Origin of the sequence: Microvirga terrae, assembly GCF_013307435.2 — a bacterium.
In the GTDB taxonomy this organism is placed as follows: domain Bacteria; phylum Pseudomonadota; class Alphaproteobacteria; order Rhizobiales; family Beijerinckiaceae; genus Microvirga; species Microvirga terrae.
Window position 1 is genome coordinate 208,644 of the sequence record NZ_CP102845.1, and the last position, 25,419, is coordinate 234,062.

The window sequence follows — 25,419 nt, forward strand, 5'->3', positions numbered from 1 at the left end:
AAGCGATGAGCGAAGAACGCCCGCAGCGGAGGCCGCACGGCGACCGCCCGAAGAAGCGCGACGTCAACGGATGGATCATCCTGGACAAGGGCGTCGGCATGACCTCAACCCATGCGGTCGCGGTGGTCAAACGCGGCCTGTCGGCCAAGAAGGCCGGACATGCCGGCACCCTCGATCCCCTCGCCTCGGGCATCCTGCCGATCGCGCTCGGCGAAGCGACCAAGACCGTTCCCTTCGTCATGGACGGGCGCAAATCCTACGTGTTCACCGTGGCCTGGGGGGCGGAGACCACCACGGACGACACCGAGGGCGATGTGGTCGAGCAGACCGACCGGCTGCCCGATCCGGCCATGATCGAAGAATACCTGCCCCGCTTCACCGGTCAGGTGCAGCAGGTGCCGCCCCGCTTTTCCGCCATCAAGATTCAGGGCGAGCGCGCCTATGATCTCGCCCGCGACGGCGAGACGGTGGAGCTGCAGCCGCGCACGGTCGAGATCGACCGGCTCGCGCTGATCCACCACGCGGGCAACCGCTCGATCATCGAGGCCGATTGCGGCAAGGGCACCTATGTGCGCGCCATCGCGCGCGATCTCGGCCGTGCCCTGGGCTGCCTGGGCCATATCGCGGCGCTCCGGCGCACGCGCGTCGGTCCTTTCACCGAGGACGACGCCGTCACCGTGGACGACGTTGCGTCCGATCCGGCGGCCCTTCGGCCGGTGGAGATCGCCCTGAGCGAGATTCCCGCAATCCCCGTGAGCCGGGACATGGCCGGCCGCCTCATGCGCGGCCAGTCGATCATCCTGCGCGGCCGCGACGCGCCCCTGTCCGGCAAGGTCTACGCCACCTGCAACGGCGTCCTGATCGCGGTGGGCGACGTGGAACGGGGCGAGTTCGTCCCGCACCGGGTGTTCAACCTGGGCGGCTGAAACCCTTCGTCCCAGCGGCTGAGGGCGGAACTCTGGTCCGTCATCACCGGCCCTGTGCCGGTGATCCCGATCGTTCGAAGCGCCGCGCCTTTCCCGTATCGAGATGGCCGGGACAAGCCCGGCCATGCCATGGCAAACGTGTCACCGCGGGCGGCAGCAGCCCGGTATGAGCAGGTCTTCTCTTACCGATCCGCCTTCTGACCCTGAGCCGAGCGCGTCAGGAACTTCCGGGTGATCGGCTCGATCATGTCGTAGACGGCCTGGGCGGTCTTTTCCTCTTCGGCCAGGGTCTGCTGGAGGCCCGGGATGAACTTCTGGTTCCCGGAGGCCTCGGCCATGACGATCAGAGACTTGTAGGACGCGATCTCGAAATTCTCGAAGGCGTGGTTGGCGAAGGTGTTCTTCAAGACCTCGTCGGCCATCGGCATGTGGCCGGCGGCGGCCAGGTTGGCCATGAACTGGGTGGCCATGTCCTTCAGGATCGAGCGGTCGGCCCCGAAGGTGTGCAGCATCTCGTCGAGGCGGCGGATCTGACCTTCCGTCTCGGTGATGTGTCGGCGCAGCAGGTCGGACATCTCCGGATAGTTCTCGAACCGCTCGACCTGCCGCTCCATGAGTTGGATGGCCTGCTTCTCGAGGGCATGGGCGTTTTCCAGGCCTGTGATGAAGATGTTGCGGATGTCTTCCGAGGACGTGAGGTCGGCCATGCCGGTCGTACTGGCAGTCATGATGTCAGCTTCCTATATTGGGCGTGTCTGGGTCACCAACCGTGACCCGGGGCACTTGTTCCGCCAGGGACCGGCCCAAACGGCGCATCCTATTGCTCCGCTTGGGAAAAATGATTTTCCTGGTACTCGGGCGCATTTCGTGTATGGTGCGCCATCTTTTCGGTAGCTTCAGTCTCCGAAAGACGCGTCCGGGTTCGGACCGCGCTGGACGACATCCCGGCCCGGCCCTTCCGGACGAACCCGACCCGAGGCCCTGAAGGCCCAAGGTCTCCTGACATACCAACCTGAAAGGACTGACGATGTCGATTACGGCTGAGCGCAAGAACGCGCTTGTCAAGGAATTCGCCCAGAAGGCTGGCGATACCGGCTCCCCTGAGGTGCAGGTCGCCATTCTCACCGAGCGGATCAACAACCTGACCGGTCACTTCAAGAGCCACACGAAGGACAACCACTCCCGTCGTGGACTTTTGAAGATGGTCTCGGCACGCCGTTCGCTTCTCGACTATCTGAAGAAGAAGGACGAGAGCCGCTACCGCACGCTGATCGAGAAGCTCGGCATCCGCCGCTAAGCTTTTCTTGAAAACGTCCGTCCGGAGCCCGGCTCCGGACGGTTTCTCCAACACTGCGCGGCTTCACGGCCCGGTGTTTCTTAAGGAGGCGGCAGACACGATGACCATGGCAGGATCGCAAGGGGCTTGTGAGGCGGGCTACCCCGCCGGCGCGAGCTTCTCGCCGTCTTGCTCATGGCATCGAGCCCCCGCCCCGCTGTCATGAAAGACACGCCATGTTCGATACTCAACGCGAAGAACTGATCTGGGCCGGGCGCAAGCTCGTGCTCGAAACGGGCAAGATGGCCCGCCAGGCCGACGGCGCCGTCGTCGCCACCTACGGTGAAACCACCGTTCTCGCCACCGTCGTGTCGGCCAAGGAGCCGAAGCCAGGCTTCGATTTCTTCCCGCTCACGGTGAACTACCAGGAGCGCACCTATGCGGCCGGCCGCATCCCGGGCGGCTACTTCAAGCGCGAAGGCCGTCCGACCGAGAAGGAGACCCTGGTCTCCCGCCTCATCGACCGTCCGATCCGCCCCCTGTTCGTCGCAGGCTACAAGAACGACACCCAGGTCGTCGTGACCGTGCTCTCGCACGATCTCGAGAACGATCCCGACATCGTCGCCATGGTGGCGGCCTCCGCGGCCCTGACCCTGTCCGGCGTGCCCTTCATGGGCCCGGTCGGCGCGGCCCGCGTCGGCTATATCGGCGGCCAGTACAAGCTGAACCCGCCGGTCCAGGAGATGGAATCCTCCGCTCTCGACCTCGTGGTGGCCGGCACGTCCGAGGCCGTGCTCATGGTCGAGTCCGAGGCCAAGGAGTTGCCCGAAGACGTGATGCTCGGCGCCGTCATGTTCGGCCACAAGCACTTCCAGCCGGTCATCGAGGCAATCATCCGTCTCGCCGAGAAGGCCGCCAAGGAGCCGCGCGACTACCAGCCGGCGGACGTCTCCGACGTGGAGAAGGCCGTTCTGGAGATCGCCGAGGCCGACCTGCGCGAAGCCTACAAGATCACCAAGAAGCAGGACCGCTACGCGGCCGTCGACGCCGTCAAGGCGAAGGTGATGGAGGCGCTGGTCCCGGCCGATGGCGAAGCCAAGTTCGACCCCGAGAAGGTCAAGGCCGTCTTCAAGGAGGCCCAGGCCAAGGTCGTGCGCTGGAACATCCTCGACACCAGCACCCGCATCGACGGTCGCGACCTCAAGACGGTCCGCCCGATCCTGTCGGAAGTCGGCGTCCTGCCGCGCACCCACGGTTCGGCCGTGTTCACCCGCGGCGAGACCCAGGCGCTGGTCGTGACCACGCTGGGCACCGGCGAGGACGAGCAGTTCATCGACGAGCTGGAGGGCACCCGCAAGGAGACCTTCCTGCTGCACTACAACTTCCCGCCCTATTCCGTCGGTGAGACGGGCCGCATGGGCTCGCCCGGCCGCCGCGAAATCGGTCACGGCAAGCTCGCCTGGCGCGCCATCCACCCGATGCTGCCGCCGTCGCACGAGTTCCCCTACACGATCCGCGTCGTGTCGGAGATCACCGAGTCGAACGGCTCCTCGTCGATGGCGTCGGTCTGCGGCGGCTCCCTGTCGCTGATGGATGCGGGCGTTCCCCTGCGCCGTCCGGTGGCGGGCATCGCCATGGGCCTCATCCTCGAGGGTGAGCGCTTCGCGGTCCTGTCCGACATCCTCGGCGACGAGGATCACCTCGGCGACATGGACTTCAAGGTGGCCGGCACGGACCAGGGCATCACGTCGCTCCAGATGGACATCAAGATCGCCGGCATCACCGAGGAGATCATGCGCGTCGCGCTCGATCAGGCCAAGGACGGCCGCGCGCACATCCTGGCCGAGATGAACAAGGCCCTGACGGCGCCCCGCGCCGAGCTCGGCGAGCATGCCCCGCGCATCGAGACCATGCAGATCCCGGTCGACAAGATCCGCGAGGTCATCGGTTCGGGCGGCAAGGTCATCCGCGAGATCGTGGAGAAGACCGGCGCCAAAATCGACATTAACGACGACGGCCTCATCAAGATCGCGTCCGCCGACGGCAAGTCGATCAAGGCGGCCTACAACTGGATCCGCTCCATCGTGGCCGAGCCCGAGGTCAACGTGATCTATGACGGCACGGTCGTGAAGGTGATGGAGTTCGGCGCCTTCGTGAACTTCTTCGGGTCCCGCGACGGCCTCGTGCACATCTCGGAGCTCGCCAAGAACCGGGTCGGCAAGGTCACCGACGTGGTCAAGGAAGGCGACAAGGTGAAGGTGAAGTTCCTCGGCATGGACGAGCGCGGCAAGGTCCGTCTCTCCATGAAGGTGGTCAACCAGGAGACCGGCGAGGACATCACCGAGCAGCTCAAGGCCGAGCGCGATGCGGAACGCGCCCAGCGCGACCAGCAGAAGCAGGCCGGCGAGTAAGGCTTCGGTCCCCTCTTAGGACCAGAGAAGGCGCGGCGAATGCCGCGCCTTTTTCTTTGTCTGCAAGCGTTGTCTTACGTCAATGGAAGACAGATCTCCGTCCGCAGCTCGGTCGGCGCCGTATCGCGCGGACTATTGAGATAGTCCTCGAACACCGGCGCATCGGCGGCCTCTCGGCCGGACGACGGCAGCCATTGGCCATAAAGCCAGTCATACGCCGCGCGCATGTCTCCGTAGGGACCTTTGTATTTCAGCACCGCATAATCACCGCCCCGGATCCGACTCGCGAATAGGGGTGCGTCGACCGCCATCGGTTCATTCACGACAACGGCGGCCTGTGATCTCAATTCGGATTCGGGAACGCTCGTGGGATCGTCGAGATAGACGCCGACCATAGGCAGATTCGGGCGGATCAGGCCGCGTTGGGCGAGGGTCGTGAAGAGCAGGTCGAAGCTCTTGCCGATGGCCATATAGGAACCGCGATGCTCGACGGCGATCAGGGTCTTGGGCGCAACGGTCGTGATGCCGACATCGTACATGGCATGAACTCCTTGAGGCGTTTTTGCTTTGAAGACGGAATGGCTGCCGCCCTCGCGGTATTTCGCGGGCGGCAAGCCGAAGGCGGCACTGAAGGCACGGGTGAACGAGGCTTGGCTGTCGTAGCCGGCCCGCTCCGCCACATTCAGGATCGGCCTGTCGGAATGGGCGAGGTCGGCGGCTGCGCGCTGCAGTCTCAAGCGCCGGACAGTGGCGGCAACTGTTTCCCCGAAATGGGCGTGGTAGATCCGATGCCAGTGATAGGGCGAGAGACATGCAATACCGGCCAGCACATCGAGGCTGAGTTCCTCATCCAGATGATCGTGGATGTAGGCGGATACCCGCGTGAGGCGGCTGGCATAGCTTTCAAAAGTCGCTTGTTCCATCGTGTGGCATCCGCCTTCAAGGTCGTCGGTCCAACCTTAAGCGGAACGCCTTTGATAAATCCTGCTCTTCCGCATCATCGCCCCAAACCGTCCGCCCGCGGGATGATCCAGCTCCCCAGGGGAGCCGCCCGTCCCCTGATCTGGACGATCCGGCGGTCGCGGTCGGAGAGGTCGAGGCCGGCCCGGGAGGCGAGGTCCTCGGAGATGACCAGTTCCACGTCGAGTTCCTTGGCGAGGCCTTCCAGGCGGCTGGCGGCGTTGATGGTGTCGCCGACGGCCGTGAGGCTGGTGGCCTGGCCGTAGCCCATCTGCCCGACGATGGCCGGGCCGGCATGGAGCCCCATGGCGATCGTCAGGGGCTGCTCGAACTCGCTCGCATATTCCTCGTTGAGGTGCACGAGCGCGGCCTTGATCCGCAGCGCCGCGTCGAGGGCCTGCCGGGCCGCCTGCTGGGGCGAGGCCTTGAGGCCGAAGAGGGCGAGCACGCCGTCGCCGATGAACTTGTCGATATAGCCGCCCGCATCCTCCACCGCCTGGCCCACCGCCTCGAAATAGCGGTTGAGGATGAAGACCGTGTCGAAGGGCAGGCGCCGCTCGGCGAGGCTCGTGAAGCCGCGCAGGTCGCAGAACAGAACGGCGATCTCCTGCTCCTGCCCCTGGGCCCGGCCGCCGCGCACCAGCGCGGTCACGCCGTTGCGCCCGGTGGACAGGATCGGCACGACCGAGACGTCGTGGGTGGGCCGGAACTGGCAGGCGAGCCGCACGTTCGGACCCGCCTTGATGCGGGCGAGCGTGCCACGCTCCTGGGGCGTGGGCGGCGGCTGGCGCTGATGACCGTCGAGCACCCGCACCCGGCAGGTGGAGCAGCGCCCGCGCCCGCCGCAGACGGAGATGTGGGGAATACCGGCGCTGCGGCTTGCCTCCAGGACGCTGAAGCCGAGCGGCACGGTGGCCACCTGATCGTTCGGGTAGAACACGCGCACGCGCCGCGACCACAAGGGCACGCTGCGGATGAAGCGGGCGGCGAGCGTCGCCGCGATGAGCCCGCCGAAAGCCGCATAAAGAAGCGGGCCGGCCGCCGGCAGGATGTCGGACGAGGGGGGAACGGGCGTCCCGAACCGGCCGGGCGCGTCCGCGATCTCCCGCCCGGCCTCCGCGAAGCCGAGCAGCGCGAGGACCGGGACAAGGACGGCGCCCGTGTAGAGAAGCAGCGCCGAGCGCGGGAACCAGCTTTTCGGACGCAGCCAGAAATAGACCCCGAGGCACCCGTGCAGCCAGGCGATCAGGAGGGCGACGGACTGGCGGGCCCCGATCCCGGGATTGAGGACCCAGAGGTTGCGGACCACTTCGGGATAGCCGGAATCGTGCCCGGTCAGGGCCCATTCGATCCGGGTTCCGACCACGTGCCCGACCAGAAGGAACGGCAGGCTCACTCCCAGGATCAGCTGGGCGGCCTCGCGCCAGGGCATGCGCAGGGTCCGGCGCCGGTAGAGCGCCAGCAGCGCGAGCAGGAAATGCACCAGGATGGACCCGTAGAGGAGCACCGTGCCGGCCGGGTTGCGCCACAGGCGGTTGAACCAGGAGCGGCCGTCCTCCATGGCCTCGACTGACACCAACCCGAGGGCATGATTGGAGAAATGGGTGAGGAGAAAGGCCCCGAGCACGAGCCCCGTGAACAGACGGATCTCGCGGGTCCGGAGATGGATCTCGGAGCTCCCTGAATCGGGTGCCGGTTTGCCTCGAACACTGGTCATACGCGTCTTTCAGATCAGCCCGGCGGCGTCTCGTCTTCAGGCTTGCCTGCCGCCATGCAGTTGCACCAAGGTGCCGGTTGTCAAATCACGATCCCTGCACCGGCTCTCCGCACCATGTCCCACATCATCACCAGCGTTACAGAACTCGAAGCCCTCTATGGCGAGGTCAACAGGGGCTCGCTCCTGAAGGAGACGGACCGGGTCGTGCCCGAATACCGGGCCTTCATCGAGGCGGCGCCCTTCGTGGCCTTGGCCACCCGCGGCCCGGAGGGGCTCGACTGCTCCCCCCGCGGGGACGGACCGGGCTTCGTGCGGGTGCAGGACGACAAGACCCTGCTCCTGCCCGACCGGCGCGGCAACAACCGCATCGATTCGCTGAAGAACATCGTGCGCGAGCCCGCAATCGCCCTGCTGTTCCTGATCCCCGGGATCGGCGAGACCCTGCGGGTCAACGGCCGCGCGGCCATCTCGATCGAACCCGCCCTGCTCGACAGCTTCGCGGTCGACGGCAGGGCACCGAAATCGGTGATCGCGATCACCGTCGAGGCGGTCTATTTCCAGTGCGCCCGCGCGATCCTGCGCTCGGAATTGTGGAACCCGGCAAAGCACGTGGCGCGCGCCTCGCTGCCGAGCGCCGGCCAGATCCTCGCGGCCCTGACGGCCAATGAGATGGGCGGCGAGACCTACGACAAGGCCCTGCCGGAGAGGCAGCGGTCGACCCTCTATTGAAGCGGATGCTCTTGACCTGACGTCCCCTGCCCCCGAAAAGGCAGATCCCACCTGTTCTGGAAAAGGCACAAGGACATTCCATGACGATCCAACGCATCAAGCCCGGCCCGCGCATGAGCGGCGCCGTCGTCCACGGCAACACGGTCTATCTCGCCGGCCAGGTCGCCAATCAGACCGCCGGGCAAAGCGTCGCCGAGCAGACGAAGGAAATCCTCTCGATCATCGACGGCCTCCTCAGCGAGGCGGGCACCGACAAGTCGAAGATCCTGATGGCCAATATCTGGCTCACCGACATGGGAGCGTTCCAGGAGATGAACGCCGTGTGGGATGCCTGGGTGTCGGCCGGCAACACCCCGGCCCGCGCCACCGTCGAGGCGAAGCTCGCGGCTCCGGCCTTCAAGGTCGAGATCGCCGTCATCGCGGCGAAGTGAGGCTTCTCAAAAACGAAGCGGGCCGTCAGGCCCGCTTCGTTCCGTCTCGCGCCGTCGTGCTTACGGGCAGGGATGGCGCAGGCCATCGTAGCCCAGATAGGTGCCCGAGGCCGGGTCGTAGGACTTGAAGCGCTGGGCGCAATAGGCCGAGCCGCCGCCGGGGGCGACATAGGTCGGAGCGGCCTGAGCCTGCGACTGGGCGATGGCCCCGCCGATGATGGCGCCCGTGGCAAGACCGATGGCGCCGGCCGCCGCCGCCGAGCCGTAGTCGCGGCGGTAATAGCGCGGACCGTAATAGCCGTAACGCGGGCCGTAGTAGCCACGGCGCGGCCCGTAGGCGCGGCGCTCCACGTAGCGCGGGCCGCCGCGGTAGTAGCGGCGATACTGCACGTAATCGGACTGAACCTCACCCTTCTTCAAAGCGGCAACGAGTTCGTTCACCGGCGCCGTCTGCGTCTCGGCCGCGGAGGCCGGAGCGGCGAGACCGAAGGTACCCAGGACAGCCGTCGCAGCGGCCGCCAAGACAAACTTACGCATGAGCTAACTCCTCTAATCGTGGGGAGCGAACGCGAAGAACCCGCCGGTCGTTCCGTTTTTGCGGGATTTCGGACTATCTCTCGCGGGAACGTGAGGATGAATGATCCTGCACGATCCCGTCGGGTTTGGCGGCGACGACCCGCCTGCCCTCCACCCGCCCCTGCCCGGTCGGACAGAGATCGAGAATCGCGCAGCGCCCGCAGGCCGGGCTCTTGAAGAAGCAGCAGCGCTGGCCGTGCAGCATCATGACCTCGTGGTGATCGTAGACCTGCTGCGCATCCCAGTCCTCGGGCAGCAAGGATGCCAAGGCCGCATGGGACGGGCCGACCGCAACCGATTGGGGAATGAGTCCGGTGCGTTGCGCCACCCGGTGGTGATGGCTGTCGACGGGCAGCGCGGCCTTGCGCAGCACCGAGAACGACAGCACCGCAGCGCTTGTCTTCGGGCCGATCCCCGGAATGCTCTCGAGCCACGCCCTCGCCTCCCTGACCGGCATGGCGCCAAGTAAATCGAGCGACAGGCTGCCGTGCCGATCCTCGACGGCGCGCAGCACCGCCTGCAGGCGCGGCGCCTTCTGCTCCGGCCAGGTGACGCCCTGGATCGTCGCCTCCACCTCCTCGGTGGGCGCGCTCATCATCGCGCGCCAGTCGGCATAGCGGGCCTTGAGCGCCTTGAAGGCGCGGCCCGAATCCGCGTTGCGGGTGCGATGGGAGAGCAGCGACGAGATCAGCTCGCTCAGGGGGTCGAGGGAATGGAAATACGCGATCGGACAGCCATAGATCTGGCAGAGGCGCTCGTGGATGGCGAGCGCCTTCGCCTTGAGGTCCTGCAGATCCGGATTCATCCCGAGGCAAGTCGCGAATCGGGAGGGTGGTTCCATTCACGCGTCATCGCCGGACTCGTCCCGGTGATCCCGATGCGAGAGGCGCCACGCTCGAGACAATCGCGATGGCCGGGACAGGCCCGGCCATGACGGCGTCATGGTCGTCGATCTTACAGAATGAACCGGCTCAGATCCGTGTTCCTGGCCAGGGTCTCCACCTCGCCGCGCACATAGGACGCATCGATGGTGACCGTCTCGCCCGAGCGGTCGGGCGCCGTGAAGGAGACATCGTCGAGCACCCGCTCGAGCACCGTCTGCAGCCGGCGTGCCCCGATGTTCTCGACGGAATTGTTCACGTCGACGGCCACCTGCGCGAGCGCGTCGATGGCATCGTCCGTAAACACGAGGTCCAACCCCTCCGTCTTCATCAGCGCCACCGACTGCTTGATGAGGCTCGCCTCGGTCTCGGTGAGGATGCGCTTGAAATCCTCCACCGTCAGCGGGGCGAGTTCGACGCGGATCGGCAGGCGGCCCTGCAGTTCGGGCAGCAGGTCCGACGGCTTCGACACGTGGAAGGCCCCGGAAGCGATGAACAGGATGTGGTCGGTCTTCACCGGCCCGTATTTCGTCGACACGGTCGTGCCTTCGATCAGCGGCAGCAGATCGCGCTGTACGCCTTCGCGGGAGACGTCCGCGCCCGTGCGGCCCTCGCGGCCGGCGATCTTGTCGATTTCGTCCAGGAACACGATGCCGTTGTTCTCCACCTGGCGCAGAGCCTCCTGCACGATGGCGTCCTGGTCGATCAGCTTGTCGGCCTCCTCCGTCACGAGCGGCTCGTAAGCCTCGCGCACGGTGGTGCGGCGGGTCTTCGCGCGTCCGCCGCCGAAGGCCTTGCCGAACATGTCGGAGAGGTTGATCGCGCCCACGGACGCCCCCGGCATGCCCGGGATGTCGAACATCGGCATCCCCTGCCCTCCGCCGGATTGCAGCTCGACCTCGATCTCCTTGTCGTCGAGTTCGTTGGCGCGCAACTTGCGGCGGAAGGAATCGCGGGTGGCGGCGCTGGACGTGGCGCCCACGAGGGCATCGAGCACGCGCTCTTCGGCCGCCACATGGGCCTTGGCCTGCACCTGGCGGCGGCGCTCCTCCTTGACGAGGCCGATGCCGATCTCCACGAGATCGCGCACGATCTGCTCCACGTCGCGGCCCACATAGCCCACTTCCGTGAACTTGGTCGCCTCGATCTTGATGAAGGGTGCGCCCGCCAGCTTGGCGAGACGGCGCGAGATTTCGGTCTTGCCGCAGCCGGTGGGGCCGATCATGAGGATGTTCTTGGGCGCCACCTCCTCGCGCAAGGAACCCTCGAGCTGCTGCCGGCGCCAGCGGTTGCGCAACGCGATGGCGACCGCGCGCTTGGCGTCGTTCTGGCCGACGATGTAGCGGTCGAGTTCGGAAACGATTTCGCGGGGAGAAAACGTGGTCATTCGATGTCCAGGGTCTCAATGACGATATTCGAGTTGGTATAGACGCAGATCTCGGCGGCGATCGCCAGCGACCGGCGCACGATGGCTTCCGCGTCCATGCCGGAATCGGCGAGCGCGCGGGCGGCCGCCAGCGCGTAATTGCCGCCGGACCCGATGGCCATGATGCCGTTTTCGGGCTCCAGCACGTCGCCGGCGCCGGAGAGCAGCAGGCCGACCTCCTTGTCGGCCACCAGCATCATGGCCTCGAGGCGCCGCAGGTACCGGTCGGTGCGCCAGTCCTTGGTCAGCTCCACGCAGGCGCGGGTGAGCTGGCCGGGATATTGCTCGAGCTTGGCCTCGAGGCGCTCGAACAGGGTGAAGGCATCGGCCGTCGATCCGGCGAAGCCGCCGATCACGCCGCCCTTGGCGAGACGCCGGACCTTGCGCGCATTGCCCTTCACCACGGTCTGCCCCAGGCTCACCTGCCCGTCGCCTCCGATGACGACGCGGCCGCCCTTGCGGACCATGAGGATCGTGGTGGCATGCATGCGGGGGGCGGCGTCTTCGGACACGAGGGTCAAACTCCGGTAGAGAGAAATTCGTCGTCAGCAATGCGCGCCTTCAAACGCACCATGAGCCTTATCCTGAGAAGCCGTCAGGCCGACTCGATGGACGAGGTGGAGCTTGGTTGGGCGCCTGAGGCCTGACTTAATCATTCATCGGCCAAAAGCAACGCGGGTGGCGTTTCTCGCCGCGGCTTGCTAGAAGGCCCCTGTCTCCTGTTCCGCAAAGGATTTTGATGATGCGCTCCGCGAGCGTCAGCCGTCGCACCGCCGAGACCGATGTTGCCGTGTCGATCGCCCTCGATGGCACCGGCAAGGCCGAGATCTCCACGGGGGTCGGCTTCCTCGACCACATGCTCGAACTGTTCGCCCGACACGGTCTCTTCGACCTGACCGTGAAGGTGACCGGCGACCTGCACGTGGACCAGCATCATACCACCGAGGACACCGGCATCGCCTTGGGCCAGGCCATCCTGCAGGCGCTTGGCGATAAAAAGGGCATCTCGCGCTATGCCGACATCCATCTGCCGATGGACGAGACCTTGACGCGCGTCGCCCTCGACATATCGGGCCGCCCCTTCCTGGTCTTCCGGACCACCTTCCCGACGGAGAAGATCGGCGTTTTCGACACCGAGTTGGTGCGCGAGTTCCATCAGGCCTTCGCCATCAATGCGGGGCTGACCCTGCACGTGGAGACGCTCTACGGCGAGAACAGCCATCATATCGCCGAGAGCTGCTTCAAGGGCTTGGCACGGGCCTTGCGTCAGGCCGTGGCACTGGACCCGAGGGAGGAGGGCCGCGTTCCCTCCACCAAGGGAACGCTCTAGATCACTCACGCATCGTGCGGAAAAGTCGGTCCTGTCGTCCCGCATGATGCGCCGTCTTTGAATGGAGCATTGGATCATTCCGGAGGTGGCGTCCGCTTCCGGGTCCGATGGTCGAAGAGCCTCTTGCCTGGCGAGATCGTCGTCGTCACCTCACCGGGCAAGGCCTGAGGAAACGTCATGACCACCTATACCCTGCACCTCCCGCGCGACGCGCGGCCGGGCGACGCGACCGCTCTCGACGAGTCGGAGCTCGTGAGGGACGCCTTTTCCTGGGGGGCGTTCTTCTTCACGTTCCTGTGGTTCTTCTACCATCGGCTCTGGCTCGCCGGTCTCGGGGTCCTGGTCCTGGTCCTGGCCTTCGGGGGCCTCATGGCCCTGCTCGACGTGCATCCCCTGGCCGGCTCCCTCGCGCAGCTCCTGCTGCAGGGTCTGATCGGGCTCGAGGCCAACAGCCTGCGGCGCTGGACCCTGGCCCGCCACGGCCTGCCGGTGGCCGACGTGGTGACGGCCGAGGACCAGGACGAGGCGGAGGCCAAGGCCTTCGCCCGCTGGCTCGCGGCCAAGTCATCCTTGGCCTCATCCCTGGCCTCGTCCCCGCCCCGCGGCCCGGCACCGGCAGCCATTCTGTCCACCCCCCGGAGGTCCGAGCCGGTGATCGGCCTCTTCCCCGATGCGGAGCGTCCCCGGTGAGCGTCGTCATCATCGATTACGGGTCCGGCAACCTGCACTCCGCCGCCAAGGCCTTCGAGCGAGCGGCCCGGGAGGCCGAGCTCGACCTCTCCATTGCCGTCTCGTCCGACCCGGCCCTCGTCGCCAGGGCCGACCGGATCGTGCTGCCGGGCGTCGGCGCCTTCGCCGATTGCCGCCGCGGCCTCGACTCCGTTCCCGGCATGGTGGAGGCCCTGCAGCGGCGCGTCCATGAGGACAAGCGCCCCTTCTTCGGCATCTGCGTCGGCATGCAGCTCATGGCGACCCGCGGCCTCGAGCACACGGTCAGCTACGGCCTCGACTGGATCCACGGTGACGTGAAGCCGATCCAGCCGGGCGATCCGGCGCTCAAGATCCCCCATATGGGCTGGAACACGCTGACCCTGGCGAAGCCGCACCCCCTGCTCGACGGCATCCCGACCGGGCCGGACGGGCTGCATGCCTATTTCGTGCATTCCTACGCGCTGACGCCGGAAAGCCCCGACGACGTGGTCGCCACCGCCGATTACGGTGGCCCGGTGACCGCCATTGTCGGACGGGACAATCTCGTCGGCACCCAGTTCCATCCCGAGAAGAGCCAGGCGCTCGGCCTCAAGCTCATCGCCAATTTTTTGAGGTGGCGCCCGTGATCCTTTATCCTGCCATCGATCTCAAAGAGGGCCGCTGCGTCCGCCTCGTCCAGGGCGACATGGACCAGGCGACCGTGTTCAACGACGATCCGGCCGACCAGGCCGCCACCTTCGAGGCCCAGGGCTTCGAATGGCTGCACGTGGTCGATCTCGACGGCGCCTTCGCGGGCAAGCCGATGAACGCGGCCGCGGTCGAGACCATCCTCAAGCGGGTCGGCATCCCGGTGCAGCTCGGCGGCGGCATCCGCGACATGAAGACCGTGGAGGGCTGGCTCGGGAAGGGGGTGTCCCGCGTCATCATCGGCACGGCCGCCGTGCGCGATCCCGCTTTCGTGCGCGAGGCCGCCCGGCTCCATCCGGGCAAGATCGCGGTCGGCATCGACGCCAAGGACGGGCTGGTGGCGGTCGAAGGCTGGGCCCAGACATCGACCCTGTCGGCCGAGGAGCTCGGCCGCCGGTTCGAGGATGCGGGCGTGGCCGCCATCATCTACACGGACATCGCCCGCGACGGGATCCTCAAGGGCCTCAACTTCCCCATGACCCTGGGGCTCGCCCGCGCCGTCTCGATCCCGGTCATCGCCTCGGGCGGCCTCGCCTCCATGGCCGATATCGAGCGCCTGACCCAGCCCGATTGCGCGGTCCTTAACGGCGCCATCTCCGGCCGCGCCCTCTATGACGGACGCATCGACCCGCAGGAAGCGCTGACGCTGCTGCGCTCCGTGCGCAAGGAGCCCGCCTGATGCTCAAAGTGCGTCTCATTCCCTGCCTCGACGTGAAGGACGGGCGCGTCGTGAAGGGCGTGCAGTTCGTCGATCTGATCGACGCGGGCGACCCGGTCGAAGCCGCCAAGGCCTATGACGCGGCCGGCGCCGACGAGCTCTGCTTCCTCGACATCACGGCAAGCCACGAGGCGAGGGGGATCCTGCTCGACGTGGTGCAGCGCACGGCCGAAGCCTGCTTCATGCCGCTCACCGTCGGCGGCGGCGTGCGGACCGTCGAGGACATCCGCAGGCTGCTGCTCGCCGGCGCCGACAAGGTCTCGATCAACACGGCCGCGGTGAAGAACCCGGATTTCGTCCGCGAGGCGTCGGAAAAATTCGGCAACCAATGCATCGTCGTGGCCATCGACGCCAAGAAGGTGTCGGGCGCAGGCGAGGAACCGCGTTGGGAGATCTTCACTCATGGCGGTCGCAACGCCACCGGGATCGACGCCATCGCGTTCGCCCGACAGGTGGCGGAGCTCGGGGCAGGGGAGCTTCTGGTCACCTCCATGGACCGGGACGGCACCAAGGGCGGCTACGACCTCGCGCTGGTGCGCGCCATCGCGGATGCGGTCTCGGTGCCGGTCATCGCGTCCGGCGGCGTCGGCAATCTCGACCATCTGGTCGACGGCGTGAAGGACGGCCATGCCAGCGCGGTGCTCGCGGCCTCGATCTTCCACTTCGGCACGCATACGATCGGCGAGGCCAAGGGCTACATGGCCGGGAAGGGCCTCAAGATGCGGCTGGACGAGCCGGCGCAGAGCGCGTCAGGTCGGCCGTGAGCGTGGCCGTCACGACGCGCGTGCCCGATCATGACCCCCAGTTGAAGGGATTCAGCGAATGACGGTCTCCAACGAGGACGATCTGACCAAGCTCCAGGACATCGGCCGGATCGTCGCCAATACCCTCGAGGCGATGGCGGCGGCCCTCGAGCCGGGCATGACCACGGCGGAGCTCGACCTGATCGGCCGCCGGCTGCTCGAGAAGGCCGGCGCCCGCTCCGGCCCGGAACTCGTCTACGATTTTCCCGGGGCAACCTGCATCAGCGTGAACGAGGAGGTGGCTCACGGCATTCCCGGCCCCCGGCGCATCGAAGCGGGCGACCTCGTCAACATCGACATCTCGGCGGAAAAGAACGGCGTTTTCGCCGATACCGGTGCGTCCTTCGCGGTCCCGCCGGTCACGAACGCGACCAAGCGGCTCTGCCGGGACGGCCGTCGCGCCATGTGGGTGGGATTGCGCCAGGTCGGTGCGAACCGGCCGATGGCCGGCATCGGGCAGGCCATCGGACAATTCGCCGAGAAGAACGGCTATACCCTGGTGCGCAACCTGGCGAGCCATGGCATCGGCCATTCCCTGCACGAGGAGCCGAAGGAAATCGCCACGTGGCCGGACCGCTCCGAGCGTCGTATCATGGCCGAGGGCCTGGTCTTCACCGTGGAGCCCTTCCTGTCCCTGGGGGCGAACTGGGCAACGGACGGCGAGGACGAATGGACCCTGCTCAGCGATCCCCGCGCCCCGACGGTCCAGTACGAGCATACGGTCGTCGCCACCCGAAACGGTCCTCTCGTCGTCACATTGCCGGGTTAGTTCCATCATGACCACCTTCACCCTCGACGACCTCGCCCGCATCGTGTCCGAGCGCGCGGCCGCGCCGGCGACCGAATCCTACACGGCCAAGCTCATTGCCGGCGGGCCGGCCAAGGCGGCCAAGAAGCTGGGCGAGGAGGCCGTCGAAGCGGCCATCGCGGCCGTCGAGCGCGACCGGAAGAACCTGACGGCGGAAGCCGCGGACGTGCTGTATCATCTTTTGGTCGTGTTGCAGGGCGCAAACATTCCTCTAAGTGACGTCATGGCCGAACTGGAGCGCCGCACGGCGCAGTCGGGTCTTGCCGAGAAGGCCGCGCGCAAGACCTAAAACCTGGAAAAGAGGTGGTTCGCATGGACCAGCCCAACCTGATGTCCGCCGACGAGGACGATGACGGCCTCTTGCCCTACCGCATCTTCTCGCGTGACGAATGGGCCCGCCTGCGCGCCGACGCGCCCATGACGCTCACCGCCGACGAGGTGGTGCAGCTGCAATCCCTCAACGATCCGATCTCCCTCGACGAGGTCGCGGCGATCTACCTGCCGCTCTCGCGCCTGCTCTCCCTCTACGTCGCGGCCACGCAGGGCCTGTTCAAGGCGACTCAGCGCTTCCTTCTGGCCGAGCAGCAGGAGAAGGTGCCCTACATCATCGGCGTGGCGGGATCGGTGGCGGTCGGCAAGTCCACCACGGCCCGCGTGCTCAAGGCGCTGCTGGCCCGCTGGCCCAACACCCCGAAGGTCGACCTCGTCACCACGGACGGGTTCCTCCTGCCGAATGCCGAGCTGACCCGGCTCAACCTCATGGAGCGCAAGGGTTTTCCGGAGAGCTACGACACCGGCAAGCTCCTGCACTTCCTGGCCGACATCAAGGCCGGCAAGCGCAACGTGAAGGCGCCGCTCTACTCCCACCTCGTCTACGACGTGGTGCCCGGCGAGGAGACCACCGTCGACCGGCCGGACATCCTGATCGTCGAGGGCCTCAACGTGCTCCAGCCCGCGCGCATGCCCAAGGACGGCACGGCCATTCCGTTCGTGTCCGACTTCTTCGACTTCTCGGTCTATATCGACGCCGACGAGGAGGACCTGCACCGCTGGTACGTGAACCGCTTCCTGCGCCTGCGCCACACCGCCTTCCGCGATCCGCTGTCCTATTTCCGGCGTTATGCGGAACTGTCGGAGTCGGAAGCCATCACCATCGCGGACGGCTTGTGGAGCCGCATCAACCTGGTGAACCTGCAGGAGAACATCGTGCCCACCCGCCAGCGCGCGAGCTTGATCCTGAAGAAGGGCCCGAGCCACCGGATCGAGACGGTGGCGCTGAGACGGCTCTAACGGGTCCAACCATTTCTCAACCGTGAGCGTTGTGCCTCCGGATGAGGGGAGGAGCCATGACGACGCACCCGGTCGACGAAAAGCTCAAGCGCAGCGCCGAGCACGCCCAGGAAGCGGCGGAGCAGAGCCAGGAGGCCGCCGAGCAGACGCAGGAAGCGGCCGCGCACACGCAGGAAGCCGCCAAGACCACCGCCAAGGCCAGCGTGCAGATGAAGGACAGCGCGGACCGGCGCACGGAGCTGGCCGCCAACCGCACGGTCTTTGCCGCCGAGCGCACCTACGCGGCCTGGGTGCGCACGGGTCTCGCCGCGCTCGCCTCCGGGATCGGGGCGAAGAAGCTCCTGGAGGGCGTGGTGCCGGACTGGATGATCGTCTCGACCGGATCGATCCTGGTGCTGTTCAGCGCCTTCTGCTTCGGCTCGGCCGTGTGGCGCCAGATTTTTACGGGCTCGCAGCCGCCACACCCGGACGTGCAGCGCCTCCCGCCGTTCCTGCTGGTGCTGTTCAACGGTTTTCTCGCGCTCGTCTCGCTCGCGGCCCTGTTCGGCCTGTGGTTCGGGCGGACGGGCGGGTGAAGCGATCACCCTATCGGGTCATCACCGGCCTCGTGCCGGTGATCTCGATGCTGTGAGTCGCGGCGCACTTCGGATCGGGATGGCCGGGACAGGCCCGGCCCCGACGGGGAGAGTATTGCCGATAAAGGGGCAGGGCGGTTCTTAGGACAGCAGCCCTTCCTGCTCGGCGAGCCCGCGCAGGTTCGCCTGAGGGCGGGCGCCGAGATGGCTGATGATCTCGGCGGCCGCGAGGCCCCCGAGCCGGGCGCAGTCGGTGAGGTCGAGGTTCTTCACGAGGCCGGCCAGAAAACCCGACGCGAAGAGGTCGCCGGCGCCCGTGGTGTCGACCACGCGCTCCACCGGGAAGGCCGGGACGGCCCTGGTCTCGCCCCGGCTGACGATGAGCGCGCCGTCCGCCGAGCGCGTGATCGCGCCGAGCACGTTCTCCTCGCGCAGGGCGGCGAGCGCCGTGTCGGCATCGGACGTGCCGTAGAGGCTCTGCAGCTCGTGGATGTTGGCGAACAGGATGTCGAGGCTGCCGTCGCGCATCAGGCCCAGAAACTCGTCGCGGTAGCGGTCGACGCAGAAGGCGTCGGAGAGGGTGAGCGCCACCTTGTTGCCGGCCTCGTGGGCGATCCTGACCGCCTTGCGGAAGGCCTCCTTGGCGGCCGGCGGATCCCAGAGATAGCCTTCGAGATAGACGATGGACGAGGCGCGCACCGTGTCCGGGTTCACGTCGTCGGGGGTGAGGTTCTGGCAGGCGCCGAGATAGGTGTTCATGGTGCGCTCGCCGTCCGGCGTCACCAGGATGAAGCTGCGGGCCGTGGCGGGGCCGTCCTCGGCCGGGGTCACGTCGTAATGAACGTCGATGGCCTTGAGGTCGTGGGCGAAAAGCCGGCCCGTCTCGTCGTTCTTCACCTTGCCGATGAAGCCGGCCTTGACCCCGAAGGAGGCGACGCCCGCCGCCGTGTTGGCCCCGGAGCCGCCCGACACGATGACCGCCGGACCCATGTCGCCGTAGAGCTCCTCGGCACGGGCTTCGTCGATCAGCTGCATGGCGCCCTTGTGGACCTTCTTCTGGAGGAGGAAGGCCTCGTCCGTGTGGGCGAGCACGTCAACGATGGCGTTGCCGAGGGTGAGGACGTCGATGCGGGTCTGGGACATGAGCCACCGGGATTGAGAAAGGACGGGGCGCTTTCGCATCCGGGGCAGGGGAGGTCAAGGCGGGCGTCCGCTAAACCTTGTCCTGCACCGCCTGGATCGGCACCGGGGCGCGCCGCTCCCGGGTCTGCGCCCGGTCGAGAATGGCCAGCATCTGCTCGAGTTCGGCCTCCGAGAGGGAGCGGATCTCACGGGCGAGGCGGTTGGCGAGCAGGGTCGCCCGAGGGTCGCCGCCAGCCGTGTCGATCTTCACCCGGGGGTCGGACAGGTCGGCGAGGCGCGTCAGTTCGTCGGCCTCGTCCCAGATGATGTGGAAATATTGCAGGACGCCCTGGATCAGCGCCCAGGTGGGCTTGCCGCGCTCGCCGCGCTCGAGGGCCGAGAGATAGGCGCTCGACACGCCGAGATGGGCGGCCATGTCCTTCAACATCCGCCCGCGCTCCTGGCGCAGCTGCCGTACTCGTTCGCCGAAGGGAGTCATCCGTCTATCCCGCGCCCCGCCGGCGGCGGAGCCTGACATAGAGTGCACCGGATCCGCCGTGCTGGGGAGAGGCCTCCTCGAAGCCGACCACCAGGGAGCGCAGGTCTGGCAGGCGCAGCCAATGCGGCACCATGCGCCGCAGCACGCCCCGTTCCTCGACGAGGCCGGAACTGACGGCCGCGCCCCCCTTGCCGGTGATCACGAGCACGAGCCCGTGGCCGGAGCCCTGCGCCCGATGGAGGAAGCGCAGAAGAGCGAAATGGGCCTCCTCCTGGCGCATCCCGTGCAGGTCGATGACGCTGTCCACGTCCTTGCGGCCGCGCCGCAGGGCCTGGAGGGTCCTGCGCTCCACCGGAGCGAGCGGCGGCAGGGCCGGCTTCGGAGGCGGGAGCGGGGCCGGAACGGGCGCGGGAGCGGCGACCTGCGGGGCCGGGGCGGCTCGGTCCCCCGGCTCGGGCGTCAGGCGCTTGCCCGCCATGGGCTTCACGTGCCGGGCCACATGGGACCAGAGCCGCTTCTCCTCGGGGCTGAGCTGGCGCGTGCGGCTTTTTCTGGTCATGAACGGGGTTTGGGCTGCAGGACCACGAAGCGCACGGGATGGCGCAGGAGGCCGGCGCGGCGCCCCGCCTCGGCGCCGCTGCCGAAGAAGAAGTCGCCCCGCGCCGGGCCGACGATGGCCGAGCCCGTATCCTGGGCGATCATCAGCCGCCGCAGGGGTTCGGTCCTGTCGAGGGCGAGGGGCAATTCTCCGTCGAGCCAGACGGGCAGGCCGTAGGCCCAGAGGGACCGGTCGACCGCGAGGCTGCGGCCGGGCACGAGCGGGATGCCGGCCCCGCCGATCGGCCCGTCCGCGGGCGCAAGCTCGCTCGCCTCGCGGAAGAAGATGTAGGATTGATTCTGCCGCATCAGGGCCTTGGCGGGCTCCGGATGGTCCTTCAGCCAGCCCATGAGCCTGTCGAGCGTCATGGTCTCCAGATCCATCTCGCCCCGCTGGACCAGCAGGCGACCGATCGACGTGTAGGGCCGCCCGTTGCGTCCCGCATAGGCGACGCGCATCACCGTGCCGTCGGAGAGCCTGATGCGGGCGGAGCCCTGGACATGGATGATGAAGGCCTCCCCGGGCTCGCGCAGATACACGATGGGCCTCGCGCGGGCGCCCAGGGCGCCCGCCTCGATGGCGGCGCGGTCCGGATAGGGCTCGTATCCGTTCTTCGTAAGCCTCGCGGCCTGGAGGCCTTTGTCCAGACCCGGCAAGGTTTCCCCTTGAGGAACGGTGACGAGATCCGCGGGCCGGTCGAGCAGGGGCACCCGATAAACGGCGTCGGGCGCGCGCGAACCCTGGAATTCAGGCTCGTAATAACCGGTGAGAAAACCGCCGCCGGAACGGGGCGTGACGGCGACGGGCTGAAAATGGGCCTCGAAGAATCGGCGCGCCTCGGCGGGCGACGGCTCGGGGTTCCTCAGGGCCGCGCGGCAGACGGTCAGAAGGTCGTGCTGCGGCGGCTGGGCCGGGCGCAGGGCGGCGGCAGCGCCGTCCAGGGCGCGACAGGAGCGGAGAAAGGCCCGGTACGCGGCCGCATGATCGTCGGCTTCCCAGCCGGCAAGCGCCGCGAAGGGCAGGGGCTCCAGGCGCGCCTGATCCTGCAGCGCCGCAGCCGCTCCGGCGGACATGTTTAAGCCCCAGGCGAGAGAACAGGCGAGGAGAGCCCGCGCGGCATGCCTCATTGCCCCGCTTCGGTGGCCACGAGCTGCCAGTTGGGATCACGGCTGCCGAGCGTGCGGGCGAAGGTCCACACGTCGGTGACGTCGGCCACGGTCTCCGGGCTGCCGTCGACCACGGTTCCCGAAGCGTCGCGCGTCGCGGTGATCAGCTTGGACAGGAAGCGGACCACGATCTGGGCCGTCTTGCCCTGAAGCTCGGCTCCGGCCATCTCGGCCTTGTCGATGGACACGAAGGTGGTCTCGACCGTCTCGCCCCGGCGCTCGCGCTCGGTGATGGCCCGCTCGAAGCCCTCGTAGACGTCGCGGGAGAGGAGATCCTTCAGAGTCCGGCGGTCGCCCTGCGCGAAAGCCGTGACGATCATCTCATAGGCCGACTTGGCCCCTTCGAGGAACTGAGCCGGGTCGAAATTCGGCTCGGCGCGGGCAATGCCGTCCAGCGCCTGGGCCGTGGTCGAACCGGGCTCGGCAATGCCCTTCCAGCGCTCGGCGGCCGGAACCTCGGCGGCGGGACGGGCTCCGTTGGCGCCGGGCAGGCGCACCACATTGTGATCGGGCTCGGCCGGCGCATTGCCGGGGCGAAGCGGCGCATCCCGGCGCGACATCGGGTCGAAGGGGGGCTGCTCGTTGCCGGTCTTCTGTCCGAGAACGGAGCGCAGACGCCAGATCACGAAAACGGCCAGTACAATGAAAATGAGGGTCGTGATGTCGAAGGAATCCTGCATCGTCGATCCGTTGTGAGCCTGCCCGCGCCCGGTTGTCGCCGGGCGTTGTGTCGAGGAGGTGAAGGTGTCATCCTTCGCATATGGGGTCTTGAGGTCGTAACATCCACCTCCGGCCCCGACAAGCAAATGAGTCGGCTGAAATCTTGCTTCGTGTAGGAGAAGCTGATAGCGCGAAGACCCATGGCCCGAAGCGAGCCGGCGCTTTGCCTGACGACGTGTTCCGTCCGGGCCCCACAAGACACCCCTGAGGGAGCATGAACCCATGGCCGAGAACCCGGCAAACAACGGAGCGCCCGCGCTCAACGCCCTTGCGCAGTACTGCAAGGACTTTTCCTTCGAGAACCCCAACGCGCCCCGCTCCCTGCAGCAGCAATCGGAAGGCCCGCAGATCAACCTGCAGGTCAACGTAAACGCCAAGCAGCTCGCCGAGGCCGATTTCGAGGTCGACCTCACCCTCGAGGGCGATGCCAAGATCGGCGGCAAGGAGGTGCTGTTCGCCTTCGAGCTGACCTATTCGGGCGTGTTCCGGATCCAGAACATCCCGCAGGAGCAGCTGCACCCGGTCGTGATGATCGAATGCCCCCGCCTGCTCTTCCCGTTCGCCCGCCAGATGGTGGCCGACGCGGTGCGCAACGGCGGCTTCCCGCCCCTCTACATCGACCCGATCGACTTCGTCGCTCTCTATCGCCAGCGCGCCGCCGAGGTGCAGGGCCAGCAGAACGGCGGCCAGACCCTGTCGTAAGCGGTCGGTCGCGTTCCACCATGTGGATCGGGCGAGGCGGGCGACCGCCTCGCCCTTTTTGTGCCGCGTACCCCTTCAGAGATCGGCCGAACGTCGACCCCGTTCCTCATCACCGGCACAAGGCCGGCATGACGTCGAGGATCGAGCTCGCATTGAGATCAGGAGGACGCCTCGGGTGTCGTTTCTCCGAGATACTCGCGCCAGAGGGCGCTGGGCCCCAGCGACTGGATGAAGGCCTCGTGCGCCGCGCGCTCGGCCTCGGTCAGACGTGAGATCAGGGTGCGCGGACGCGCATCGCGATCCGAGGTCGTCCCCGCCAGGGCCGCACCGGCCCGGGCGGCGGGCTGCAGCGACAGGTCGAAGCCCACCTGTTTCCCACCGATCAGCTCGATATAGACCTCGGCCAGGATCTCGGCGTCGAGGAGCGCCCCGTGCTTGGTGCGCCGGGAATTGTCGATCCCGTAGCGGGAGCAGAGCGCATCCAGGTTGTTCGCAGCACCCGGGTGCTTGCGCCGGGCCATCGAGAGCGTGTCGACCGCGTCGGACAGGACGAACTGCGGGTGCCCGGTGCGGGCGAATTCCGCATTGAGGAAGCCGATGTCGAAGGCCGCGTTGTGAATGACCAGGCGGGCGTCGCGGACGAACGCCGCGAACTCGTCGGCCACGGCGGCGAAGACCGGCTTGTCCTTGAGGAATTCGTCGGAGAGCCCGTGCACCGCGAAGGCGCCGGGCGAGACCGGGCATTCGGGGTTGATGTAGACGTGGTAGCTCTTGCCCGTGGGGATGTGGTTGAGAAGCTCGACGCAGCCGATTTCGATCACCCGGTCGCCGTTCGCATGACTGGTGCCGGTGGTTTCGGTATCGAGAACGATTTCACGCAACATGGATGGCTCACTCTGACTCGAAAGGGCGCCGCCGGCCCGGGCGGCCGGCGAGACAGGCGAGAACCGACCGCACCTGCGCCTCGGCGGAGGCGAAGCCGCGGCTGGTATCGACCAGGAAATGGGCCCTGGCCCGTTTGTCCCCGTCTTTCATCTGCTTGTCCAGGATGGCATGAAACTTTTCGTCCGTCATGCCGGGCCGGGCGAGCACCCGGGCGCGCTGAACGGACGCAGGCGCCGTGACCACGAGAACCGCGTCGCAGCGCCTCTCGCCGCCGGTCTCGAACAGGAGCGGGATGTCCAGCACGGCGAGCGGCGACTGGGCCGAGACCCGCGCAAGGAAGGCCTCCTCCTCGCCCCGCACCAGCGGATGCACGATGGCCTCGAGCTGCCTCATGCGGGCCGGATCGTTGAGGACGGCCGCGCCGAGCCGCGCACGGTCGACCGCGCCGTCGGTCACGGTGCCGGGAAAGGCCCGGTCGATCAGCGGCACAGCGCGGCCCCGGTAGAGCCTGTGCACGGTGGCGTCCGCGTCGTGAACCGGCACGCCGAGCCGCCGGAAGAGATCGGCCGTGGCCGATTTCCCCATCCCGATGGAACCGGTGAGGCCGAGCACGAAGGTCATCGGTGTCCCTCGATGTCGGCGAGGATCAGGGCCCGCAGCTCCGGCGTCACCTCGGGGGTCACGCCGAACCAGCGCCGGAAGCCCGGCACGGCCTGGTGCAGCAGCATGCCGAGACCGTCGACCGTTCTCAGGTTCTGCGCCGCCGCGGCCGCGAGCAGGGGGGTCGCGAGCGGAACGTACACGATGTCGGCCACGGCGGCGTTGCGCGGGGCCCGGGCGAGATCGAGGGCGAGCGGCGGCTGGCCGGCCATGCCCAGCGACGTGGTGTTGACGATCAGCCGGGCATGGGGGATCACCCGCGGCAGCGCTTCCCAGGCCGAGGTCTCAAGTCCGACCGGACTCCCGGGCCTGAGATCGGCGACCAGATCCTCGGCCTTGGACGAGGTGCGGTTCGCCACGAAGATGCGCTTCAGGGGCCTGTCCTGGAGGCCGGCCACCACGGCCCGCGCGGCTCCGCCGGCGCCGAGCACGAGAGCAGTTTCCACCTCCTGTTCCCAGCCCGTCCCCAGGCTCCCGTCGAGATGGGCCATGAAGCCGGCGACGTCCGTGTTGTCGCCCCAGAGCACCCCGTCGTCGATCCAGAGGGTGTTCACGGCGCCCACGCGCTGCGCCTGCGCGGTGCGGCGCTCCACATTCAGGAAAGCCATCTCCTTGTGCGGGATGGTGACATTGCCGCCGGCAAAGCCCCGGGACGGGAAGTCCTTCAGAAAATCCCCGAAATCCACAGGCGCCACGTCGATGCGCTCATAGGAGCCGTCGAGCCCGTACCGCTTCAGCCAGTAGCCATGGATCAGGGGCGAGCGGGAATGCTTGATCGGATGGCCGACGACGAAGGCCTTCGTCATGGAACA

The 25,419-nt window shown here is 67.3% G+C and carries 30 protein-coding genes; 15 read left to right on the plus strand and 15 right to left on the minus strand.

Annotation, left to right across the window (positions count from 1 at the left end; genetic code table 11):
* Window positions 1-5: 5 nt before the first annotated feature.
* Window positions 6-926, plus strand: a complete 921-nt coding sequence (truB, locus tag HPT29_RS00960) for a tRNA pseudouridine(55) synthase TruB (RefSeq protein WP_173948759.1) — start codon at window positions 6-8, stop codon at window positions 924-926.
* 182 nt (window positions 927-1,108) lie between these two features.
* Here the strand turns inward: truB and HPT29_RS00965 are convergent, their stop codons facing one another.
* Window positions 1,109-1,654, minus strand: a complete 546-nt coding sequence (locus tag HPT29_RS00965) for a ferritin-like domain-containing protein (protein ID WP_173948758.1) — start codon at window positions 1,652-1,654, stop codon at window positions 1,109-1,111.
* A gap of 299 nt (window positions 1,655-1,953) precedes the next feature.
* Between HPT29_RS00965 and rpsO the strand changes: the two genes are divergently transcribed.
* Entirely contained in the window at window positions 1,954-2,223 is a 270-nt protein-coding gene (rpsO, locus tag HPT29_RS00970; RefSeq protein WP_173948757.1) for a 30S ribosomal protein S15, read from the plus strand.
* Between the two features lie 215 nt (window positions 2,224-2,438).
* A complete protein-coding gene (gene pnp / locus HPT29_RS00975; protein ID WP_173948756.1) occupies window positions 2,439-4,613 on the plus strand; it encodes a polyribonucleotide nucleotidyltransferase in 2,175 nt (724 codons plus the stop codon).
* Window positions 4,614-4,687: 74 nt separating this feature from the next.
* On the opposite strand, the gene HPT29_RS00980 is transcribed toward pnp, so the two are convergent.
* Both HPT29_RS00980 and HPT29_RS00985 read right to left on the minus strand, forming a co-directional pair.
* Window positions 4,688-5,536, minus strand: a complete 849-nt coding sequence (locus HPT29_RS00980; RefSeq protein ID WP_173948755.1) for an AraC family transcriptional regulator — start codon at window positions 5,534-5,536, stop codon at window positions 4,688-4,690.
* Window positions 5,537-5,610: 74 nt separating this feature from the next.
* Window positions 5,611-7,290, minus strand: a complete 1,680-nt coding sequence (locus HPT29_RS00985; RefSeq protein WP_173948754.1) for an adenylate/guanylate cyclase domain-containing protein — start codon at window positions 7,288-7,290, stop codon at window positions 5,611-5,613.
* A gap of 114 nt (window positions 7,291-7,404) precedes the next feature.
* On the opposite strand from HPT29_RS00985, the gene HPT29_RS00990 reads away from it, so the two are divergent.
* Together HPT29_RS00990 and HPT29_RS00995 are read left to right on the plus strand one after the other, a co-directional pair.
* Entirely contained in the window at window positions 7,405-8,019 is a 615-nt protein-coding gene (locus HPT29_RS00990) for a pyridoxamine 5'-phosphate oxidase family protein (RefSeq protein ID WP_173948753.1), read from the plus strand.
* A gap of 80 nt (window positions 8,020-8,099) precedes the next feature.
* A complete protein-coding gene (locus HPT29_RS00995; protein WP_173948752.1) occupies window positions 8,100-8,450 on the plus strand; it encodes a RidA family protein in 351 nt (116 codons plus the stop codon).
* Window positions 8,451-8,510: 60 nt separating this feature from the next.
* On the opposite strand, the gene HPT29_RS01000 is transcribed toward HPT29_RS00995, so the two are convergent.
* From HPT29_RS01000 to hslV, 4 genes are all read right to left on the minus strand, one after another.
* On the minus strand, window positions 8,511-8,987 hold the full coding sequence (locus tag HPT29_RS01000) for a BA14K family protein (protein WP_173948751.1): 477 nt from the start codon (window positions 8,985-8,987) through the stop codon (window positions 8,511-8,513).
* A 73-nt stretch (window positions 8,988-9,060) separates the two neighbouring features.
* On the minus strand, window positions 9,061-9,867 hold the full coding sequence (locus tag HPT29_RS01005; RefSeq protein ID WP_432807272.1) for an endonuclease III domain-containing protein: 807 nt from the start codon (window positions 9,865-9,867) through the stop codon (window positions 9,061-9,063).
* Between the two features lie 113 nt (window positions 9,868-9,980).
* A complete protein-coding gene (hslU, locus tag HPT29_RS01010) occupies window positions 9,981-11,294 on the minus strand; it encodes an ATP-dependent protease ATPase subunit HslU (protein ID WP_173948750.1) in 1,314 nt (437 codons plus the stop codon).
* Window positions 11,291-11,821: an ATP-dependent protease subunit HslV gene (gene hslV, locus HPT29_RS01015; RefSeq protein ID WP_173948799.1), complete on the minus strand. Its 531-nt coding sequence runs from the start codon at window positions 11,819-11,821 to the stop codon at window positions 11,291-11,293. Before hslV ends, hslU begins: the two co-directional genes overlap by 4 nt.
* 254 nt (window positions 11,822-12,075) lie before the next feature.
* Between hslV and hisB the strand changes: the two genes are divergently transcribed.
* The 9 genes from hisB (at window position 12,076) to HPT29_RS01060 (ending at window position 18,255) form a co-directional block, all read left to right on the plus strand.
* Window positions 12,076-12,663 (plus strand): imidazoleglycerol-phosphate dehydratase HisB, encoded by a 588-nt coding sequence (hisB, locus tag HPT29_RS01020; protein WP_114944198.1) that lies wholly within the window; start codon window positions 12,076-12,078, stop codon window positions 12,661-12,663.
* Between the two features lie 177 nt (window positions 12,664-12,840).
* Window positions 12,841-13,353 carry a DUF2628 domain-containing protein gene (locus HPT29_RS01025; RefSeq protein ID WP_173948749.1) on the plus strand — a complete coding sequence of 171 codons (513 nt, stop codon included), beginning with the start codon at window positions 12,841-12,843 and terminating at the stop codon, window positions 13,351-13,353.
* The gene (gene hisH, locus HPT29_RS01030; RefSeq protein ID WP_173948748.1) at window positions 13,350-14,000 is read left to right on the plus strand and encodes an imidazole glycerol phosphate synthase subunit HisH; all 651 of its coding nucleotides are present in this window, start codon (window positions 13,350-13,352) and stop codon (window positions 13,998-14,000) included. Before HPT29_RS01025 ends, hisH begins: the two co-directional genes overlap by 4 nt.
* A complete protein-coding gene (gene hisA, locus HPT29_RS01035) occupies window positions 13,988-14,740 on the plus strand; it encodes a 1-(5-phosphoribosyl)-5-[(5-phosphoribosylamino)methylideneamino]imidazole-4-carboxamide isomerase (protein WP_173948747.1) in 753 nt (250 codons plus the stop codon). Before hisH ends, hisA begins: the two co-directional genes overlap by 13 nt.
* Window positions 14,740-15,543, plus strand: a complete 804-nt coding sequence (gene hisF / locus HPT29_RS01040; protein ID WP_173948746.1) for an imidazole glycerol phosphate synthase subunit HisF — start codon at window positions 14,740-14,742, stop codon at window positions 15,541-15,543. The genes hisA and hisF overlap by 1 nt, the downstream gene beginning before the upstream one ends.
* Before the next feature lie 58 nt (window positions 15,544-15,601).
* Window positions 15,602-16,351 (plus strand): type I methionyl aminopeptidase, encoded by a 750-nt coding sequence (gene map / locus HPT29_RS01045; RefSeq protein WP_173948745.1) that lies wholly within the window; start codon window positions 15,602-15,604, stop codon window positions 16,349-16,351.
* Between the two features lie 7 nt (window positions 16,352-16,358).
* Window positions 16,359-16,679, plus strand: a complete 321-nt coding sequence (locus HPT29_RS01050; RefSeq protein ID WP_173948744.1) for a phosphoribosyl-ATP diphosphatase — start codon at window positions 16,359-16,361, stop codon at window positions 16,677-16,679.
* A gap of 23 nt (window positions 16,680-16,702) precedes the next feature.
* Entirely contained in the window at window positions 16,703-17,680 is a 978-nt protein-coding gene (gene coaA, locus HPT29_RS01055; protein ID WP_173948743.1) for a type I pantothenate kinase, read from the plus strand.
* A gap of 56 nt (window positions 17,681-17,736) precedes the next feature.
* On the plus strand, window positions 17,737-18,255 hold the full coding sequence (locus HPT29_RS01060) for a YidH family protein (protein WP_173948742.1): 519 nt from the start codon (window positions 17,737-17,739) through the stop codon (window positions 18,253-18,255).
* 141 nt (window positions 18,256-18,396) lie between these two features.
* Here HPT29_RS01060 and HPT29_RS01065 read toward each other — a convergent pair whose 3' ends face one another.
* The 5 genes from HPT29_RS01065 to HPT29_RS01085 form a co-directional block, all read right to left on the minus strand.
* Window positions 18,397-19,398 (minus strand): adenosine kinase, encoded by a 1,002-nt coding sequence (locus tag HPT29_RS01065; protein WP_173948741.1) that lies wholly within the window; start codon window positions 19,396-19,398, stop codon window positions 18,397-18,399.
* Window positions 19,399-19,468: 70 nt separating this feature from the next.
* Complete coding sequence (locus tag HPT29_RS01070) at window positions 19,469-19,876, minus strand: helix-turn-helix domain-containing protein (protein WP_173948740.1); 408 nt, start codon at window positions 19,874-19,876, stop codon at window positions 19,469-19,471.
* Between the two features lie 4 nt (window positions 19,877-19,880).
* Entirely contained in the window at window positions 19,881-20,435 is a 555-nt protein-coding gene (locus HPT29_RS01075) for a Smr/MutS family protein (protein ID WP_173948739.1), read from the minus strand.
* Window positions 20,432-21,547, minus strand: coding sequence for a murein transglycosylase A (gene mltA, locus HPT29_RS01080; protein ID WP_247654657.1), 1,116 nt, complete (start codon window positions 21,545-21,547; stop codon window positions 20,432-20,434). Before mltA ends, HPT29_RS01075 begins: the two co-directional genes overlap by 4 nt.
* A gap of 50 nt (window positions 21,548-21,597) precedes the next feature.
* Window positions 21,598-22,320, minus strand: coding sequence for a Tim44/TimA family putative adaptor protein (locus tag HPT29_RS01085; RefSeq protein ID WP_173948737.1), 723 nt, complete (start codon window positions 22,318-22,320; stop codon window positions 21,598-21,600).
* A 262-nt stretch (window positions 22,321-22,582) separates the two neighbouring features.
* Here HPT29_RS01085 and secB point away from each other — a divergent pair, with 262 nt between their 5' ends.
* Window positions 22,583-23,062 carry a protein-export chaperone SecB gene (secB, locus tag HPT29_RS01090; protein WP_173948736.1) on the plus strand — a complete coding sequence of 160 codons (480 nt, stop codon included), beginning with the start codon at window positions 22,583-22,585 and terminating at the stop codon, window positions 23,060-23,062.
* A 158-nt stretch (window positions 23,063-23,220) separates the two neighbouring features.
* Here the strand turns inward: secB and dnaQ are convergent, their stop codons facing one another.
* Genes dnaQ through HPT29_RS01105 form a run of 3 tightly spaced genes read right to left on the minus strand, consistent with a single transcriptional unit; the run spans window position 23,221 to window position 25,413 of the window.
* Complete coding sequence (gene dnaQ / locus HPT29_RS01095; protein WP_173948735.1) at window positions 23,221-23,946, minus strand: DNA polymerase III subunit epsilon; 726 nt, start codon at window positions 23,944-23,946, stop codon at window positions 23,221-23,223.
* A gap of 7 nt (window positions 23,947-23,953) precedes the next feature.
* Window positions 23,954-24,568 carry a dephospho-CoA kinase gene (gene coaE / locus HPT29_RS01100; protein WP_173948734.1) on the minus strand — a complete coding sequence of 205 codons (615 nt, stop codon included), beginning with the start codon at window positions 24,566-24,568 and terminating at the stop codon, window positions 23,954-23,956.
* Window positions 24,565-25,413: a shikimate dehydrogenase gene (locus tag HPT29_RS01105; RefSeq protein WP_173948733.1), complete on the minus strand. Its 849-nt coding sequence runs from the start codon at window positions 25,411-25,413 to the stop codon at window positions 24,565-24,567. The genes coaE and HPT29_RS01105 overlap by 4 nt, the downstream gene beginning before the upstream one ends.
* Window positions 25,414-25,419: the final 6 nt, after the last annotated feature.